Consider the following 16,173-nt stretch of genomic DNA (forward strand, 5'->3'; position numbering starts at 1 on the left):
GCACGAGGTGACACCCCCACCCGGAGGCGAAGGGCCTCCCGCTGCCGCGCCCCTCCCCGGGCCCGAGCAACTCTTTTCTGCTGGTGCCCGCGCGTGGCCCCGTGGTATCAAGTCGTCTGGCCGGGATTCCCCAGCGCCACCACGACGACACCACGACCGGGACACGTATGAGCACCGCCCCCACCACCAGCCGCCCGCCGATCTGGCAACTGATCCGCGATGCCGTGTCGCCCCTGGGTCGCGAGACCAGCAACGTGGAGATCAAGCAGCTCCTGCTGCGGGCGTACCCGGATCTCAACGCGGCGACGATCGCCTGCCAGATCGCGATCTGCACCGTGAACCGGGTGGGCCGCGTGGGCTACCCGGAGAACAAGAAGCCCCGCCTGGCGAACGGCCGGTACGACTTCCTGTTCGCCACCGGCCGGGGCAAGGTCACGTGGTACGACCCGGCCAAGCACGGGGTGTGGGCGATCGAGCAGACCCCGGAGGGCCTGGCGGTGCGTCGGACCGACGACGAGACCGGCGAGGACGTCGACTCCCCGCCGGAGGTGGACGCCGTGGAGCCCGTGGACGACGGGTTCGGCGGTGGCGCCTTCGCCCTGGAAAGCCACCTGCGCGACTACCTGGCGCGCAACCCGCCCGGCACCACCACGCACGGCGCCCTGAGCCTGTTCGTCGATGCCGACGGGCGGGACGGGGTGGAGTACCAGACGGATTGCGGCCCGGCGGATCTGGTCTTCCTCGACCGGGACGGGAACTTCGTGGTGTTCGAGTTGAAACTGGGCCGGGGCCCGGACGCGGCGCTGGGCCAGGTCCAGCGGTACATGGGGTGGATCGAGCACCACCTCGCCCAGGGCAAAACCGTGTCCGGGGTGATCGTGGCCAACGCGATCAGCGAGAAGCTGAAATACGCCGGCAAGGTCGCCCCCCGGGTCCAGCTCATGGAGTACAAGCTGGCCGTGACGCTCGCCCCGGTGGCGCTGCAGGCGCCCGTGGCGTGAGCGCCGCCGGCGACCGCACGCTTTGGTCCCCTGGGGTCGCAGCGGGCTGATACACTGTTCATCCATACAGTGTTTGTTGCTCCGCCCCCATGAACCACCCCGTCCCCCTCGTCGAGGATCCCGCCGCTCTGCACATCGTCGAGACGCTTTGCCGTGTGCCCGCGGGCTTTCCGAGCCCCGCCCAGGATCACACGCAACGTCGCATCGACCTGAACGAGGTGCTGGTGCTGAACCCGCTTTCGACGTTCCTGTTCAACGTCGAGGGCGACAGCATGAAGGGCGCCGGGATCCAGCACGGGGACAAACTGGTGGTGGATCGGTCGATCGAGCCCAAGCACGGCCTGGTGGTGCTGGCGTGCGTCGATGGGGAGTTTACGGTCAAGCGGCTCTACCGCCGCGCGGGGATCGTCAAACTGGTGCCGGCGAACCCGGCGTACGAGCCGATCGTGTTTTCCGATGGGCAGGAGATGAGCGTGTGGGGCGTGGTGACGTGGAACCTTCGCCAGGTGCTCGCCACCCGAGTGCGGAGCACGTCGTGACCACGTTCGCCCTGGTGGACGGGAACACGTTCTACGCGAGCTGCGAGCGCGTGTTCCGGCCGGACCTCGTGGGCAAGCCGCTCATCGTTCTGTCGAACAACGACGGGTGCGCGGTCACCCGGACGCAAGAGGCGAAAGACCTCGGCGTCAAGATGGGCCAGCCCTTTTTCGAGGTGCGCCACCTGGTCCAGGAAGCCGGGCTGGTGGCGTTGAGCAGCAACTACGCGCTCTACGCGGACATGTCCGCCCGCATGATGGCCATCCTGGGCCAGTTCTCCCCGGTCCAGGAGATCTACTCCATCGACGAGTGTTTCCTGGACCTCACCGGGATGCACGCCGTGGCCGGGGACCTGACGTCCTACGGCCTGGCCATGCGCGAGCGGGTGCTCCAGTGGATCGGGATCGCCACCTGCGTGGGAATCGGCCCGTCCAAAACGTTGGCGAAGCTGGCCAACCACATCGCGAAGAAGAACGTGGGCCACGCCTGGTCGGGCGTGTGCGACCTGACCGCGTTGAGCCCGCCCGAGCTGGACGGTCTGCTGGGCACGATCGAGGTGGGCGACGTGTGGGGCGTCGGCCGCCGGCTGCGCGAGCGTCTGACCGCCGACGGGATCGCCACCGCCCTGGACCTGAAACGGGCCAGCCCGAGGTTCATCCGCTCGACCGTTTCGGTGGTCCTGGAAAGGACCGTACACGAGCTGAACGGCATCGCCTGCTACCCGTTCGAGAGCGAGGCCCAGCCGCAAAAGCAGATCATCTGCTCGCGCAGTTTTGGCCACCCGGTGGTGACCCAGGACGATCTGGCCGTGGCGGTGCGCGACTTCACCAGCACCGCGGCCGAACGAATGCGCCGCCAGGGCCTGAAGGCCGGGCAGGTGCAGGTGTTCATCCAGACCAGTTCGTTCCGCAAGCAGGACAAGCAGTACAGCGCCGGCGTGGTGGTCCCGCTGGCCGTGCCGGTGGGCGATACCCTGAGTCTGGTCCAGGCGTCGCTGAGCGGTCTGGCGCGGATCTTCAAGCCCGGGTTCAAGTACGCCAAGGCGGGGGTCATGCTGCTGGACCTGACCGCCCGCACGGTCGAGCAAGGCGACCTGTTCGCCGACACCGGGAACGCGCGCAAGACCCGGTTGATGGAAGCGCTGGACGGGATCAACGACCGGTTTGGCCGGGGCACGTTGCGCGTGGGGAACGTCGAAGGGCACCAGGCGTGGCACATGAGCCAGAACGCGAAGACGCCCAGCTACACCACCGAGTGGGAAGCTCTCCCCACGGCCCGGTGACGTGCTACCGTTGAGCGATCGCAACGGTGGAGAAGGACGCATGGACGTGGCCCACTTTCTGAACGAACGGCTGGGGTTCATCCGCCAGCTCTACGCCACGTCGGCGGCCCCCTTCGTCGAGCGGCAACGCCTGATCGAAAACGAGGAAGAGCCGTTCGTTCCGCCGTACGCCGAGGACGGGGAGCCCCCGTTTCTGACGGAGTGGCAGGAAGCCCAGGATTCCATCGATGTCCTGGGCCACGCGTGCCTGTGCCTGTTGACGTCCGGTCTGCAAGCGTATTTGCAGACCCGGCACATCCTGCACGGTCCAGAACTGACGGACGTCGAACGTAAGAACGTGTTTCGGCACGGGTGGGTCCGCGGGTACAACCGCATCTTCACCGAAGCGTTCGGCATCCCCTTTGCGGACGGTCCGGTGAGCATCGATGCCCTGGAGGACATCGTTCTCGCCCGCAACAGCATTCAGCATCAGCTCTCCATCACGTCGGTGCGGGCTGCGCACGCCGATCGCAAGCCGGGGCAGGCCCGATCGTTTTTCCTCTCCGATCGCGAGGTCGAACTGCTCGACCGGCTGGACCCGGAAGCGATGAAATGGGTCATGCCACCGGCGGTGCACGTGGACCAGGCCAAGCTGGAGGTCACGCTCGACACCGTGGCGCGGTTCGTCACGTGGCTGGACGGTGCGATCAGCGCGAAGTTCTCCCGCGAGGTCTGAAAAGCGCTGCTCCCGGGTTCTGGTTCTACTCCTCTTCCTCTTCCTCTTCCTCTTCCTCCGGTTTCGCCAGTGCTTCTTCGATGTGTACGCCCGGGCCAAGGGGTGCAGGTCATCAGAGCCTCGCTCGCCGACGTGCCGGTGCAGCGGGTTGCCTCGGGGTCGCCATGGCCTCATCCGCCGCCTGGCTGAGGATCGCGTTCTCCACCGCCTGCCGGAGCAGGTTCCCGTCGGACCGCCAGGCTTCGCCGCCGGTGAGCGCGATCGCGGCATCGGCGTACGGTTCTGGCACGACCTGCCCGTGCTCCAGACGCCATTCGACGAACTGCACCCAGGTCGTGAAACCCCAGTTCGTGCCATCGCGCCGGGTCTTCGTCCGGACGTGGCGGTCCAGCTCGTCGGACCACGCCTGGTAGCTCGCGAAACCTTGCTGGCGAGCTTTTGCGTCCAGTCGAGCGGTGTTCATCAGAGCCTCGCCCGCTGACGTGCCGGTGCCGGGGCTTGCCCCGTGCTCGCCTGGGCGTCCTCCGCCACACGGCAGAGGATCGCCTCGTCCGCGGCTTGCCGAAGGACCACCTGCTCGTACCGGAGGTTGAGCAGCCAGGCCTTGTCGCCGGCCAGCTCGAGAACCTCCGGTGTGATCTTCAACGTGCCGCCCATCAGCATCTTGCTGGAGATCGTGTCCACGTCCGGCCCGAACGCGCCGTTCCGAAGGGTCGTGACGAGATCGTCAACCAGCCGGGGCCGCAGGTCCGGGTTGTCAGCGTAAAACGCGGTGTTGGACACGGTGGGCCTCCTATGGGGGATCGGGCATGGCCCGGGATGGTCCAGAACTACCAGGTCCTGGCGGCACGTCAACGTTGAGCTTCATCGCTTCCCGAACCGCAGGTCGGTGCCGCCGGTCGTCGCGAGCGGGATCTTCCCCGCCTTGCCGAAGGCTTGCGCCTTGGCCAACGGGTTCACCGCCGGCCGGCGCCCCTTCACGTCCTTGTATTCCCCACGGGCTTCCAGCGCGACGTCGAGCATGTGGCCCAGGAGTTCCCAGTGGGCGAAAATGCCCACGACGTGCGACAGCACCCCGATCACCAGGATGTGCACCAGCTTGTCGAACCAGCCCTTGCCGACGGGCTCCGCCACGGTCGCGCTGTCCTCCGGCTCCGCGCGGAGCATGCCCGGGGGCACGAACGACGGCTTGCCGAACGTCGCCTGACGGGAAACGCCGGAGGCCTGGAAGGTGATCCCCCGGCGGGGATGGACGATCACGTCCTGGCTGGTCAGATCGATCTGCATCAGAAGCTCCGACGGTCAACGCGCCGCAACAGGTCGATCACGTCCTGCCGATCGACGAAGGTCCAGCCTTTCTCATCCTTGCGCGGCGTGATCAACCCCTCCGCCAACGCGCGGAAGTAGCGCGGACCGCCCAGCATGGCGACCGCCTTCTTGACGTTCAGACGGGGACCGCCTGCAGCGCCCTGACGGAAGCCGGTCGTCGGCGTCGCACGCTGGGCCGCTTCCAGCACGTCCAGCGAACTGACGAAACGCCCGGACGTGCGCAAGCCCTCCACGGTGTGAGCGGTCTGCTCGGCCGTGGGCCAGAAGCTCAACGTTGAAATGGGGGTGGTGGGGTTCACGATCGTCTCCGGTTGATGTGCCTACACATCCACCTTAGCAGCCGTTGGGAGCCAGTCAACCCGTGCCAACGCACGGATGCAAACTTATTTTGATGTAGGGGAGCTGGACCTGCCCCCGCGCAAAAACCCCTCCTTGGGAGGAGGGGCTCGCACCTGGCGGCCGGGGCCTGCGGCCACGGTTCAGCGCTCCGTCGGGTACGCCGTCGGCCGCGTCGGACGGTCCCGCTCGTCCAGGATCGGCCAGTTGCGCATCACCTCCGGGAGCACGAACGGCTTGCGCCCGGACGGGTCCGGTTGGGCCCGGGCGGCCCGGGCCGCTGCGCGGGTCGGCCACTCCTCCACGGGGCGCCCGGCCTTCTTGTCCGCGCACCGCTTCGCCCACACGGGCGCATACGCGTGGATCTCCTGCGGGTCGAAGTGCCAACGCCCCAGGATCTTGCGCCCGGAGACCTGGCCGTGCTCGAGCAGGTGGAGCATGAGCCCCATGTTGACCCCGATGATCGTCGCCGCCTCCCGGGTGTTCAGCGTGGTGGCCTCGGCCGGCTGGACTGTCTTGCTGGCCTTCTCGACGATCGACCGGTCGGGCTGCGCCGCTTTGGACGTGCGGGTTTTGGCCCGGGCCTTGGCCGGTGCAGGGGGTGCGGGGGGTGCGGGGGGTGCGGGGGGTGCTGGGATTCGAACGATGCGCATGGCGTCTCCGTGGGATTGGGTGGTTGTGAGGCAGGAAGGACGCCCCTGGCGCCCTCCCCTGGGTGAACGTTGAGCGCGGCCGGGGCCGTCAGTAGCGTGTGCCGCGCAGCCGGTCCCGCTCGTCCAGGATGGGCCAGTTGCGCATCGCCGTCGAGAGCACGAAAGCGGGTCGTGGTGCCTCGGCGTCGAGCCGGGCTTGCATGGCTTGTTTGATCTTGGCGCGTCGCTGCGCCTGCGCCTGTTGCAAGCGGTACATGAGGTGACCAGTGGGCATCGCGGCGCGACGCTTCAGCAAGGCGTCCACCACCTCGCGGGTGAAGGTCCAGCGATGCCCCTGCTTTGTGCCGCGGAGCAGACCCTTGTTGATGAAGTGCTGCAGGTAGGCCCGGGACGTGCCCAGGAGCTGCGCGGCCTCCTGTGACGACAACAGGCCGTCGGCCAACAACGACGACTTCTTTTCAGGCGCCTCGTCGCGTGGAGTTTTTTTGCTCCCGGCCTCTTTCCGCGGCCTCTTTTTGCACGCGGCCTCTTTCCACGCGTTCCGCTCCCGGACCGCACGCTCCAGCTCGTCGGGATCGAACCGCACGCGGTGGTTCACCACCATGCCAGTGATCCGCCCAACGCGCCGAAGATACACGACGTTGTAGGTGGTGCAGCCGAGCCGTTCGGCCGCCTCCCGGATGGACAGCAACCGACGCATGGAGGCGTCCGGTTCGATCCGTGGTGGGGCGAGGGCCGTTTTTTGGGAATGTTCGTCGGACAAAACGGTGGTCATGCGGTGGTCTCCTTGTGGTGGTTGCGGGACGGTATCCTGGTGTTCGCCCGTGCCCCCCACCTGTACCAGGTTGGCCGGCCCTGTCAAACGGAGCGAGGCCGCCCGATGCGTGCCCTGGCACGTGTTTCGTACTTGACTTGGGGCCACGGGCCTGTACCTTGTGGGGATCGCAACACCACAACGGGAGGGGTCCATGTTTTTCTTTTTCTGGTTTTCCGGTGGGGCTCCCCTCACCCGTGAGCAGCGGATCGTCCGCTTCAAGATCCTGGGCTGGACCGTGGGCGTGGTCGCCCTCGTCCTGCTGCTCGCCGCGGCGATCTCCTCGCTCATGCCCAAGCCGGTCCCGGTGGTTCAGCCCAACGTGCCGGTGTACGTGCCCTTCCCGGTCGCCCCGCAGGTCGTGCCCCAGGCCCAGCTCGACGCCACGCGCGAAAAGATCCTGACCGGCTCAGATCAGATGGCGAAGGACGTGGAAAAGCAGGCCCCGGGGAGCCTGGGTGCGATGCAGGCCCGCAGCCTGGCGGACTTCATCGCCGCGCATTGCGGGAAGCCGGGCGGGTGCCTGAAGAAGTAAGGCCAAACGCTGCGCGGATGAGGAAACGCCCGGGAAACCGGGCGTTTTGCATGTCAGGGACGCCTCGACAACGTGCGCCGTCGTTCAGGCCTGCGCGTCCCGCGTCGCCTTCTTCGCCGCCCGCTGCGCGGCCAGGGCCTCCACGTCGGCGCGGTTCACGCGCTTGTTGCCATGCTCGTCGAGCACGACGGGCAACCGGCCACGCTGAACGAGCCGCGTGATGCTCGCCCTGTCGGCAAAGCCCAGCAAACGCCAGGCGTCGGAGAACGACAGCAGCGGCCCGGACCGCACGGCCTTGCTGCGCGCACCCTTCTGCGACCGGGGCGGCCGTGGCCGGCCCGTCGGCGTCGGCGTGGCCCGCCACGTTTCAAGGTCGGCCCGGTCGAACGCGCGCACGCCGTCGATCAGCACGAACGGCAGGTCACCCAGTTGCGCAGCGCGGCTCACGAGGGGAACGCTGCGGCCGATGAACGCAGCGGCCTCGTCGGCGGTCAAGCGGCCGGCGGCGGCGATCGCCGCACGGGGGCGTTCGGACGGCCGCACGAACGTGTCGAGCGCGGCGGGGTTGACCAGCCGGCCGCGGCGCTTGTCGTACCCCGTGGCGGGACCGTATGGGGCTCGGTACCAGATCGTGTCGGGCTTACCGGGCGGCGGGCGATCGAACTCGCCATCGTGCCACCAGCGCGTCGCGGTGATGTACGTGACGCCGAGCCGGTCGGCGACCTGCTGCAACGTCAGCCATTGTTCGAACGGTGTGGTGGTCATGCTATGGACTCCCAGGTGGGCAGGACCGTGGCGGCCCTCGTACCACCGAACCCGCCGGTGAGGGCGGGCACTGGTGGAGCGTCGATGTTTCAGGCGTCAGAGCCGTGCGTGCTCACGGGCCGGGAGCGATGCGCCAGCGCTCGCCACCGCCGCCTCGCGCAGCAGGCTGCCTTCGAGTGTTTCGAGCCACGCCTGGGACTCGCGTTTCACGAGCGGCAGGCCTGCGTCCGTGGCCTCGGCCCGCTCGTTCAGCACGCGGCGCAGGGCCAGCACGTCCTCATGATCCGCGCCGTGCAGGGCTTCTTTGTGCGCCAGGGACAGGCAGTGTTTGAGTTTCGAGAACGGCCAGGCACGGGACGGGCTGCGGATCATCGCGCAGCATTCGAACTCTTCGTCAGGCCACCAGCGGCTGGCGTTGTCGTACGAACCGGCGGGCTTCGCACCGCTTTCGTGGTCCGCCAGCGCTTTGAGCGCAGCGGCCTGGCGGTCGGCCGGAACTTTGACCCAGGCGCGTTGATGCTTCGTGAGTTTGATGGGGTGTGCGGTGGTGAGGTTGTGCATGATCGGCTCCGTTGGTCAAGAACCGGGGCGGTCCTTGTACCGCCAAACCAGCCGTCAGGCTGGCACTGGTGGAGCGTTGCGCTGGCCGGCCTACTTCGCGTCGGTCCATTCGCCCGTGTCGGCGTCGCGCTGCTGCTCGACCTCGACGATGTAGCCGTTTTCGTCGATGTCGGCCTGGGTCATCATCGGCTCGCCGAGCGTCGCGCGGGCGTCGTCGAGCGCTTCGATACGGGTCTCGCCGTGGCCGTACACAACCTCGTTGTGGCCGACGAAACGGAACTTGGTGCGGGTTTCGATGACTGCTTGCATGGTGTGTCTCCTGGGGTTTAAAGGGCTTTGCGTTGTGCGCTGCCTACAGTCAGTGTCTCGTACCGGTTGAGAAAAGCAATATTTTTTAGCGCGAAATGTGCATGGTGGAAAAATAAATGTGTTTCCATCTGTTACGGACTACATACCAATATCATACGGCGCAAAACGACGGCCGCAAGCGACGGGCCGCAGGCCAGGGCCAGGCGCGAACGCGCCCGTTTTGGGGTTGGGGTTTGCGGAACGCTTCGCGCAAAACCCTGGGACGCCGGTGCGGCCGGCGACCCCTTCGGCCGATCCGCGGGCGGGTGAGCGTGCAGCAAAAAGGCCCGCGTTTGCGGGCCTTTTCTTCATCGTGCTGCCACGTAGCATCAGTCCGCGTCGGTGGGACCCTGGTCGTCGCGCGGCACGAAAATCACCTGACGCTTGACCCAGTTCTTCTCGAGGAACGCGTCCAGCCATGGGCGGTCCGGGTTCACGTTGTTGCCCTTGCCCGTCGCGCGCCGCCACCAGTCGAAGTTCAGCTTCACCAGATCGTCGTACGACTTAAGAACCTTGCGCCGGTCGCGCTTGTCGATCGCCACGATGTCGTCGTTGGCCTCGATCTCGAGCTTCATCGGCCCGTTCTGGTAGAACCCGCCGATCGTGATCTCGCCCGAGCTGCCGTCGATGTTGAACGGCACCCCGTTGCGGTTCATCAGCTTGATGAGCGGTGGCATGAAACGCATGAAGCCCTTGTTTTCGTCGTGCGTCGGCCCGAGGGGTTTCAGGTCCACGTCCTCGACCTCCGGCTCCGCCGGCGTGGCACCCTTCTTCCCGCCCTTGGCCTTCCCGTGCGTCGCGGACGCGCCGAAGTCCAGCGCCGGTTCCGGATGCACCACCGGGTCGAGCGTGCCCAGGTCGTTCGACGCGATCGCCGGAGCGCTGGCGTCGATCAGGTGGTCCTCGTCGTGCTGCGTGCCGTAGTGTTCCATCGGTGTCTTTCTCCTGGGTGATGGCCCCGCGGGATGCAGGGCCGTTCGGTGGTGGGCCGGATCACATTAGCGAGGTTTTGCTGCGCGTCAACCCCTTGGGCCGGGATTCTTCGAGGCATTTCATCCGTGCCATAGCATGTCGCTCATGAACCCATGGCGCTGGGGCGACCTACCGCCCCCCGGTACTTGTGCAGCAGCTCTTCCACCCACGGGTCCCCGGCCGCCGCCTGGCGGTGCTCCTCCTCCACCGCCACGCCGGCGTCGAGCAGCAGTTGCAGGGTGGCCACGCTGCGCCCCCTGCGGATCGCGGCCAGCAACACCTCACCGTCCGGTTTCGCTCCGCCCTGCAGGAGCGCTTGCGTGAGGTCGTACGTGAGCCCACGGATCGCCTGGGTGGCGACCCAGTGCAGCATGGCCCGGGTGGGCCTGGCCCCCTGGGCGATCGCGGCCCGCACAAGCACCAGGTCCTGCTCGTCGGACAGGCCGTGCCAGAGCTGCGCCAGGGGGTCCGGCCGGCGTGCGGTCAACCAAGGTCGCGCGAGGGTCAGCATGCGAGCGCTCCCGAGGCAGGCGCCATCGTCCGGCCTTTCGTGGTCGTGCCCTGGCACGGGACCGAACGTGGGTTCCGCGCACGGTAGGCGTCCAGGTCCGCGATCCGGAAACGCCGGAAGCCGTTGAGCCCCACGGTCGCGCGAATGTGCCCACGCAGCACGAGCTGGGACAGCCGTTGCCGGGACACGCCCAGGTGAGCGCAGGCCTCCCGCTGCGTGACGTGCCCGGCCGGCACCGCTCGCGCAGCCGCACGACGGGCGATCAGGGCCGTCACGTCCTCCGGGTTGAAATACGGGGAGTTGGACCGACCGCGGGCCGCCGGGGGCAACACGCCCCGTTGCGCGTAGTCGAGCAGCGTGAAACGCGACAGGCCCACCAGTTGAGCGGCGGTGAGCACGTTGACCAGCCCGTCCACGCTGCGCGCGGCCAGGGCCTCCCGGAACCGTGCCACGTCGTCAGCGCTGTAGTAGCGCCAGTTGCGCGGACCGGTCAACGGCCGGAGATTCAAACGCTGGGGCAGGCGCTCGACCGTCCAGACACCGACCCCGAGCAGCGTGGCGACCTGCGCACGGGTGAGCATGCCTTCCGTGGCCGCGTTGCGTGCTTTGAGCGCCGCCAGGTCCTCACGGTTGATCGCCGGGCCGTCGGGCGTATCGACCCGCCGGAGGATTCCCACGTCGAGATAGCGTTGCAGGGTCTTACGGCCCATGCCGAGGTCGCGGGCAGCGTCCCGGACGTGCTGCTGCGCCGCCCGTGCTGCCGCCCGCTCCGCAGCCGCCTGCGCTTTTCTAACCAGGATGGCCGCGCGTTCCCGCTTTCGCCGGTCGATCTTCAGACGGCGAGCTGCCTCCAATGCGTCGCGCTTCGCCCGGTCCACCGCCTGGCGGTCCAACGTTTCCCGCCGCTTCTGCCCGTGAGCGTCCACCGCCTCCGGCTGGAAATACAAACGCTCATGCGGACCGCGGACCACCTCCCCCAACCGCCCGGCACCGGCCAACCGGCCGATGGTGTCGCTCGTCACGCCCAGGCGTGCCGCAGCTTCCGCGGCGCTGATCAGCCCCACGACGCGCTCGCGTCGCTCCTGCGCGTCGCGCTGCTTCTTGGGTGGGGCGGTGGTGGCGGGTACGGGCATAGGGTCTCCTGGCGTCGGGTTGGAATGGCGCATGGCTATAGGATGGGCGATCCCTATAGCCGTGCTCGGTCGTGGCCACTCCAGCCTTAGCAGAACCCCGAAGCTAGTCAAGCAACGGCGGCGAAAAAGGTGGGGCCGTCCAGGCGCCGCACCAGGCGGTCGCCTCGCCGCTGCTCGTCCAGGTGCTGCACGTGCAGGGTCCAGGCGTGCAGGTCGTCGAAGGTGGTGATGCCCGCGAGCGTCGCGGACGGTTGCGGCACCACCGGATCAACGGGCTGACCCGAGGTCGAGCGGGTGGTGGTGATGTAAGGCTTGAACGTGACCGGCGCACCGCTGAAGCTGTGCCAAAGCACGGACTGGGCCCCGCCCAGGCTGAACGAGCGCAGGACCTGCTGCACCTGGGGAACGGTCGGACCGTCGCACCAGGTGACGGTGATGCCGCACCGCCCGGAGGGGCTGGGGCTGGCGTCGATGGCGTGCGCGGGGAAGGTCTCCCGCAGCGCGTTGCGCAAGAGCTTAAGGGTGGCGGGAAGGGACAGCGTGCGGTGTTTCATGGTGGTCTCGCGCTGGGGGGAGCGAGAACCACCATAGCAGGGCATGGGGAAAGGTCAAACGGGGGCGACGATCACCCGCCGTTGGCCTCCATGTCCTTCTCGTCGTCCTTGCCCAACGTCGCCGCCTGCTCCTTCTCGAGAACAGTGATGAGGTCCTCCTGCCAGGTCAGCAGGAACATCGTCAGTTCCTGGACGGTGGAAAACATGGCCCAAAACCCGTTCGCCCCCGCGATCGCCACCTTGATCTCCGGCTTGGGCACGATCGTCCCCCCTCCCTTGGGCCCGGTCTTTTTCGGGCGCTTGCGAGGGAGCGGCGGGTTCACGCGCAGCAGCGCCTGCAGGTAGTCGCAAAGGCCCAGGGCGGTGACGCCGTGCGGCACGTCGGGATCGTCGCCCCACACGATGTCCTCCACGTTGAACGACTTCAGGCCCCCGATGGCCCGGTTGTTGGGATCCTCGAACGCCTTGGCGGTCGGACCACCTTTCGCGATCACCTGGGTGATCGTCGCCACGAGCCCTTTGAACTGACCGGCGAGGGTATCGCTGTGGTACTCGGACAGGTTGGCCAGGTTCACCCAGTCGAGGTAGGGGTGAGCTTCGATCTCGAGATGGTCCCCGGGCAGGAGCCGTGCCACGGTCGCCTTGACGGTCTGGCTCCGATCGACCATGAAGGACTTTTCGAACGTCGTCGATTTATCGGGCGCTACGCGACCGAACACCCCGAAATGGCACGCCCGGGAGAGCGTCTCGATCGTGCGGCGTTGCTCGTCGGTCGCGTCCAGCGCCATGATGGGGCGGAGGTTGTTGAACAGCCGCTTGGTTCGCTCATCGACGTGGCCATCCCTGGTGCTCTTGAACTCGAAGACGAAGAAACGGTTGCCGTGCGCCGTGATGGCGTCGCCGAACGTCGACTCCGCCGTGTCGTCCAGCTTGGTCAGGTAAGCCGGGCCGATCCGCGCCACCTGCAAAAGGGCCTCGCCTTTGAGCGTACCGACGCTCGCCTTCCTCTCGTACGCGCTGGTCCAGTGATCGACCCACCGGGTCCACTGCCTGTCCCGAAAGGCGAGGATGAGCGAATCCTCCCACACGCAGCCGTCGCTGATCCATCGGTCCATGCTTTCCCCGTTTGTTGTCTGGTCGTTGAAGTGTGCCAGCGATGCGTGCGTCCCAGCAAGCTGGCCGCGCGATCATGGGAAACGCATAACCCGGGGTGGTGCCCCGGGCGCAAGGCTCAAAGGCTCGATGCGTTGACGCAGGTGTAGGTCGTGCCGTCGAACTCGAACTCAACGATTTCGCCGTTCAAGCGCAGGTCCCTTGCGAACGACTCGTAATCGACGTAGCTCTTTGCCCCTGCCGGCATGTTGTCCATATACATCTCATCGAAAATCTCGGTGCCCGCGTCCAGCTCCGACCCCTCGCGCAGCATCACGTCGTCCCGCTTGTCCATCGCGTCGTCCAGGTCCATGCCGTTGTTGTCCACCAGGAAAAACAGGGCGGCCTTCTCGTTGTCGTTGAGGTCTTCCACCTCGTCGAACCAGCGCTCCAGGGTCGATTGGTCGATCTTCAGGGCGTTGAAGAGCTGGGCGTCGCCCGTCGATCCGTCGATGAACTCGATCGAATATTCTTCGATCATCGGCAGGCCAGCCTCGTAGCCCTTGCTGTACTCCTCCATGTCGGAGAAGTAGAACGACCGGCCGCTGTAGCCGTAGGGCACTGCGCAGTAGCGGTTGCCGTATGCTGCTGTTTGGTGAGCCGTGGGGAGTGCGAGGGGAACGCTCGCGTCGTTGCTGTTGAGGTTGGCCGGGTTGGGTTGGTTGCTGGTGGTCATGATCGTTCTCTCCATCCTGTTGGGTTGTATGTGCTCTTCGGAGCCGCCGTGGGCGCATCAGAAGGCCAGGACGAAAGAACGGGTGCCAGGGCACGAACGCAGGCCGCACGCCGTGACCGAACCGCAGGGAGGGAGGGGATCGGGTGAGGCTCGAGGCGCGAACGCGCGAACCCTTGCACCTGGGCAGGACTGGACCATGCGTCGATCAACACGCGGCCCGACGAGCACGCAACCGCTTCAACGGGAGGGGTACGACCAGCAGCAACCGTGGGTAAGCCAATCCGCGAGCCGTGCATGGGCACGGCGCGAGCTGTGGACCTGGACCTTTACGGGATTGCCTGGCGTCTTGGGTGTTGGGGGTTGTGGGTGTGCCCTACCGATCGCCGGGGCCAATGCCCCGGCCGCGATCATGCCTGCTCGTCCCGGCAGGGTTCGCACCACATCGTCGGGTCGCCCAGGTGCGCACGGGCGTGCGCCAGCGTACTGTGGTTGCAAATGGACGCGTGCTCTTCGCAGACCGTCGCCCAGGCCCCGCTGTCCGGGTCCATGCCGGCCTGCTCCGCGTGGTAGAGCCCGACCATGTGCCCGGTGGTCCGGCTGCGCCGCTGTTCGACGCAACCGGCCAGGTCGTTGTGCTCGTAGACCTTGGTCATGCCGTCGTGCCCTCCAATGGCAATGGCTGACCGTCGGGCGTCAGGCCCAGGCTCGCGGCGTCGCCGCCCCGTTTCAAGGCCTCGCGTTTGAGCTTGAGGACGGTGGTCTCAGCGCGCGCCAGCTCGTCGGGCAGGCCCTTGTAGTCCCCGTCGTTGATGCTGTTCTCGGCGGCGGTCCATTCGTCGCACTGCGGGCAAAGGTGGGCCATGCCCTGGTTGGTGTGACGGGTACGCCGGCCGCAAAGGCCGCACGCGAACACCCCGCCGATCATGCCGCGCCGTTGAAAGGTGGATTTGGCCATGGCGTTCACGCCTCCACCAGGTTGGCCGGCACCGCCACGGTCTCGCCCAGCTTGCTGCGCACCAGGCAGCGCAGGCCGGCGACCAGCGGAGTCGGGCCGTGCGCACGGTAGCCGTGCCGCAGGATCGGGGCCTCGTCGAGGTTCACGATGCGGTTCGCCTCCCAGCGCTTGCCCTCGTTCGTGTAGACGCGCTTGCCGTTGCGGAAAAAGCCGACTCCATGCAGCTCCAGGATCGGGCCGCCCAGGGCCCAGTCGGTCGAGAAAGGCCCGGTCGTGAAGGGGGCGTCGATCGCCGTGGCCACGGCCCAGTCGAGCGCGCGGCCGATCAGGTCGGCGGTGTTGATCTTGATGGTGGTCATGCGGTTCGTTCCTTGGTGGTGCCGTGGGATCTGGAGCCCCGGAAACCGTAGCGTCCGGAGCGGGGTCGATCAGTGCTCGCTGGCGAGCAGGACGATCCATTGCGGTTTTTCCACCTCGCCAAACTCCGCGAACATGCGCAGGGGCTTGCCCAGCTTGTAGGCGTGCGAGTTGTAGACCTGACGGTGGACGTCGGTGCCGTTGCCATCGCCGATGACCAGCTCGCCCGAACCGTCTTCACGGGGTGTGAACTCGATCATGAAGAAGCCGTCATGCTCCGGCCGGGTCGTGACCACGGCCATCGCGTCGGTGACCAGCCATGCCATGCCGTTGCTCATCAGGTAGTGCACGCCGTCCGTGCAAAGCGCGTCGCGCAGGACGGGGCCAAGGCGGTAGTACGTTTCCGTGCCGGTGAACTGGGCGAGGACTTGCGGATCGATGGTTGCGTTCATGGTGTTGCTCTCCTTGGTGGTGTAGGGGGTGCTGCTATCTGCTCGGTGGTGAGCCTCGGGAGGCGGAGGAACTGCCGCGGTGTCGGTGTTGCCGTTGGTGGTGCGTTCGACGCCGTGGACCATTTCCCTGCCTCCCCGTTGGGTTTCGTTTCATCTGCTCGGTGGAGCCGCCTCGGACGTGGAAAAAGACCGGCCCGGGACCCGGGGCCAGGCCGTCGCCGGATGCCGCACGCCTGGACGACCGGAGGGAGGGAAGGATCGGGAGAGGACGACGAGCGTCAGCGGTGCCTTGCCCCATCGAGGGGACCGGGTTGGGCTACACGTCGTCGTTGAGGAAAGGCGGACCACCCAGCAGGTGGAGCGAGACGGGGATGCTGGAATCACGGCGTCACGGTTGAACGCACCACCCCGCGGTGCATGCCGCGGGTGCTTTAGACGTCCAGGGGTCGAGCAGCGCCGCAGCGCTGCGGGTCACCAGGGATCGCGGACGGTCGCGACGCCCGTACAGCAAAACGCCCACCGGGTGGTGGGCGCT

Annotated in this window: 24 protein-coding genes; 5 read left to right on the plus strand and 19 right to left on the minus strand. The window is 67.1% G+C overall.

Annotated elements, in window-relative coordinates:
• The first annotated feature begins 167 nt into the window (after positions 1-167).
• From BLQ92_RS15645 to BLQ92_RS15660, 4 genes are all read left to right on the plus strand, one after another.
• A complete protein-coding gene (locus tag BLQ92_RS15645) occupies positions 168-1,001 on the plus strand; it encodes an endonuclease NucS domain-containing protein (RefSeq protein WP_090685443.1) in 834 nt (277 codons plus the stop codon).
• A gap of 89 nt (positions 1,002-1,090) precedes the next feature.
• The gene (locus BLQ92_RS15650; protein ID WP_090685444.1) at positions 1,091-1,540 is read left to right on the plus strand and encodes a LexA family protein; all 450 of its coding nucleotides are present in this window, start codon (positions 1,091-1,093) and stop codon (positions 1,538-1,540) included.
• Positions 1,537-2,820: a Y-family DNA polymerase gene (locus BLQ92_RS15655; RefSeq protein ID WP_090685445.1), complete on the plus strand. Its 1,284-nt coding sequence runs from the start codon at positions 1,537-1,539 to the stop codon at positions 2,818-2,820. The genes BLQ92_RS15650 and BLQ92_RS15655 overlap by 4 nt, the downstream gene beginning before the upstream one ends.
• 40 nt (positions 2,821-2,860) lie before the next feature.
• Entirely contained in the window at positions 2,861-3,535 is a 675-nt protein-coding gene (locus BLQ92_RS15660; RefSeq protein WP_090685446.1) for a hypothetical protein, read from the plus strand.
• A gap of 112 nt (positions 3,536-3,647) precedes the next feature.
• On the opposite strand, the gene BLQ92_RS15665 is transcribed toward BLQ92_RS15660, so the two are convergent.
• The 6 genes from BLQ92_RS15665 to BLQ92_RS15690 all read right to left on the minus strand — a co-directional run bounded on the left by BLQ92_RS15665 (position 3,648) and on the right by BLQ92_RS15690 (position 6,628).
• A complete protein-coding gene (locus tag BLQ92_RS15665; RefSeq protein ID WP_090685447.1) occupies positions 3,648-3,998 on the minus strand; it encodes a hypothetical protein in 351 nt (116 codons plus the stop codon).
• Positions 3,998-4,318: a hypothetical protein gene (locus BLQ92_RS15670; protein WP_090685448.1), complete on the minus strand. Its 321-nt coding sequence runs from the start codon at positions 4,316-4,318 to the stop codon at positions 3,998-4,000. Before BLQ92_RS15670 ends, BLQ92_RS15665 begins: the two co-directional genes overlap by 1 nt.
• Before the next feature lie 81 nt (positions 4,319-4,399).
• Positions 4,400-4,822: a hypothetical protein gene (locus tag BLQ92_RS15675; protein ID WP_090685449.1), complete on the minus strand. Its 423-nt coding sequence runs from the start codon at positions 4,820-4,822 to the stop codon at positions 4,400-4,402.
• On the minus strand, positions 4,822-5,163 hold the full coding sequence (locus tag BLQ92_RS15680; RefSeq protein ID WP_143016590.1) for a hypothetical protein: 342 nt from the start codon (positions 5,161-5,163) through the stop codon (positions 4,822-4,824). The genes BLQ92_RS15675 and BLQ92_RS15680 overlap by 1 nt, the downstream gene beginning before the upstream one ends.
• A gap of 180 nt (positions 5,164-5,343) precedes the next feature.
• Complete coding sequence (locus BLQ92_RS15685) at positions 5,344-5,853, minus strand: hypothetical protein (protein ID WP_090685451.1); 510 nt, start codon at positions 5,851-5,853, stop codon at positions 5,344-5,346.
• 88 nt (positions 5,854-5,941) lie between these two features.
• A complete protein-coding gene (locus BLQ92_RS15690) occupies positions 5,942-6,628 on the minus strand; it encodes a helix-turn-helix domain-containing protein (protein WP_176860752.1) in 687 nt (228 codons plus the stop codon).
• A gap of 193 nt (positions 6,629-6,821) precedes the next feature.
• On the opposite strand from BLQ92_RS15690, the gene BLQ92_RS15695 reads away from it, so the two are divergent.
• Positions 6,822-7,202 carry a hypothetical protein gene (locus tag BLQ92_RS15695; protein ID WP_176860753.1) on the plus strand — a complete coding sequence of 127 codons (381 nt, stop codon included), beginning with the start codon at positions 6,822-6,824 and terminating at the stop codon, positions 7,200-7,202.
• An 84-nt stretch (positions 7,203-7,286) separates the two neighbouring features.
• On the opposite strand, the gene BLQ92_RS15700 is transcribed toward BLQ92_RS15695, so the two are convergent.
• The 13 genes from BLQ92_RS15700 to BLQ92_RS15760 all read right to left on the minus strand — a co-directional run bounded on the left by BLQ92_RS15700 (position 7,287) and on the right by BLQ92_RS15760 (position 15,638).
• Positions 7,287-7,967, minus strand: a complete 681-nt coding sequence (locus tag BLQ92_RS15700; RefSeq protein WP_090685454.1) for a hypothetical protein — start codon at positions 7,965-7,967, stop codon at positions 7,287-7,289.
• A gap of 96 nt (positions 7,968-8,063) precedes the next feature.
• Entirely contained in the window at positions 8,064-8,528 is a 465-nt protein-coding gene (locus tag BLQ92_RS15705; RefSeq protein WP_090685455.1) for a hypothetical protein, read from the minus strand.
• 90 nt (positions 8,529-8,618) lie between these two features.
• Complete coding sequence (locus tag BLQ92_RS15710; RefSeq protein ID WP_090685456.1) at positions 8,619-8,837, minus strand: hypothetical protein; 219 nt, start codon at positions 8,835-8,837, stop codon at positions 8,619-8,621.
• 368 nt (positions 8,838-9,205) lie between these two features.
• Positions 9,206-9,808, minus strand: a complete 603-nt coding sequence (locus tag BLQ92_RS15715; protein WP_090685457.1) for a hypothetical protein — start codon at positions 9,806-9,808, stop codon at positions 9,206-9,208.
• A 143-nt stretch (positions 9,809-9,951) separates the two neighbouring features.
• Positions 9,952-10,359, minus strand: coding sequence for a hypothetical protein (locus BLQ92_RS15720; protein ID WP_090685458.1), 408 nt, complete (start codon positions 10,357-10,359; stop codon positions 9,952-9,954).
• A complete protein-coding gene (locus tag BLQ92_RS15725; protein ID WP_090685459.1) occupies positions 10,353-11,492 on the minus strand; it encodes a helix-turn-helix domain-containing protein in 1,140 nt (379 codons plus the stop codon). Before BLQ92_RS15725 ends, BLQ92_RS15720 begins: the two co-directional genes overlap by 7 nt.
• 107 nt (positions 11,493-11,599) lie before the next feature.
• Positions 11,600-12,046 (minus strand): hypothetical protein, encoded by a 447-nt coding sequence (locus tag BLQ92_RS15730; RefSeq protein ID WP_090685460.1) that lies wholly within the window; start codon positions 12,044-12,046, stop codon positions 11,600-11,602.
• Between the two features lie 71 nt (positions 12,047-12,117).
• On the minus strand, positions 12,118-13,161 hold the full coding sequence (locus BLQ92_RS15735; protein WP_090685461.1) for a hypothetical protein: 1,044 nt from the start codon (positions 13,159-13,161) through the stop codon (positions 12,118-12,120).
• A 116-nt stretch (positions 13,162-13,277) separates the two neighbouring features.
• A complete protein-coding gene (locus tag BLQ92_RS15740; protein WP_176860754.1) occupies positions 13,278-13,874 on the minus strand; it encodes an antirestriction protein ArdA in 597 nt (198 codons plus the stop codon).
• 407 nt (positions 13,875-14,281) lie between these two features.
• Positions 14,282-14,527, minus strand: a complete 246-nt coding sequence (locus BLQ92_RS15745; protein WP_090685463.1) for a hypothetical protein — start codon at positions 14,525-14,527, stop codon at positions 14,282-14,284.
• Positions 14,524-14,829, minus strand: coding sequence for a hypothetical protein (locus BLQ92_RS15750; protein WP_090685464.1), 306 nt, complete (start codon positions 14,827-14,829; stop codon positions 14,524-14,526). The genes BLQ92_RS15745 and BLQ92_RS15750 overlap by 4 nt, the downstream gene beginning before the upstream one ends.
• Positions 14,830-14,834: 5 nt before the next feature.
• Positions 14,835-15,188 (minus strand): phage protein NinX family protein, encoded by a 354-nt coding sequence (locus tag BLQ92_RS15755; protein WP_090685465.1) that lies wholly within the window; start codon positions 15,186-15,188, stop codon positions 14,835-14,837.
• Between the two features lie 69 nt (positions 15,189-15,257).
• Positions 15,258-15,638: a DUF6876 family protein gene (locus BLQ92_RS15760; protein WP_244896648.1), complete on the minus strand. Its 381-nt coding sequence runs from the start codon at positions 15,636-15,638 to the stop codon at positions 15,258-15,260.
• Positions 15,639-16,173 lie beyond the last annotated feature (535 nt).

The sequence above is a fragment of the Paraburkholderia phenazinium genome (genome assembly GCF_900100735.1).
Lineage (GTDB): Bacteria > Pseudomonadota > Gammaproteobacteria > Burkholderiales > Burkholderiaceae > Paraburkholderia > Paraburkholderia phenazinia.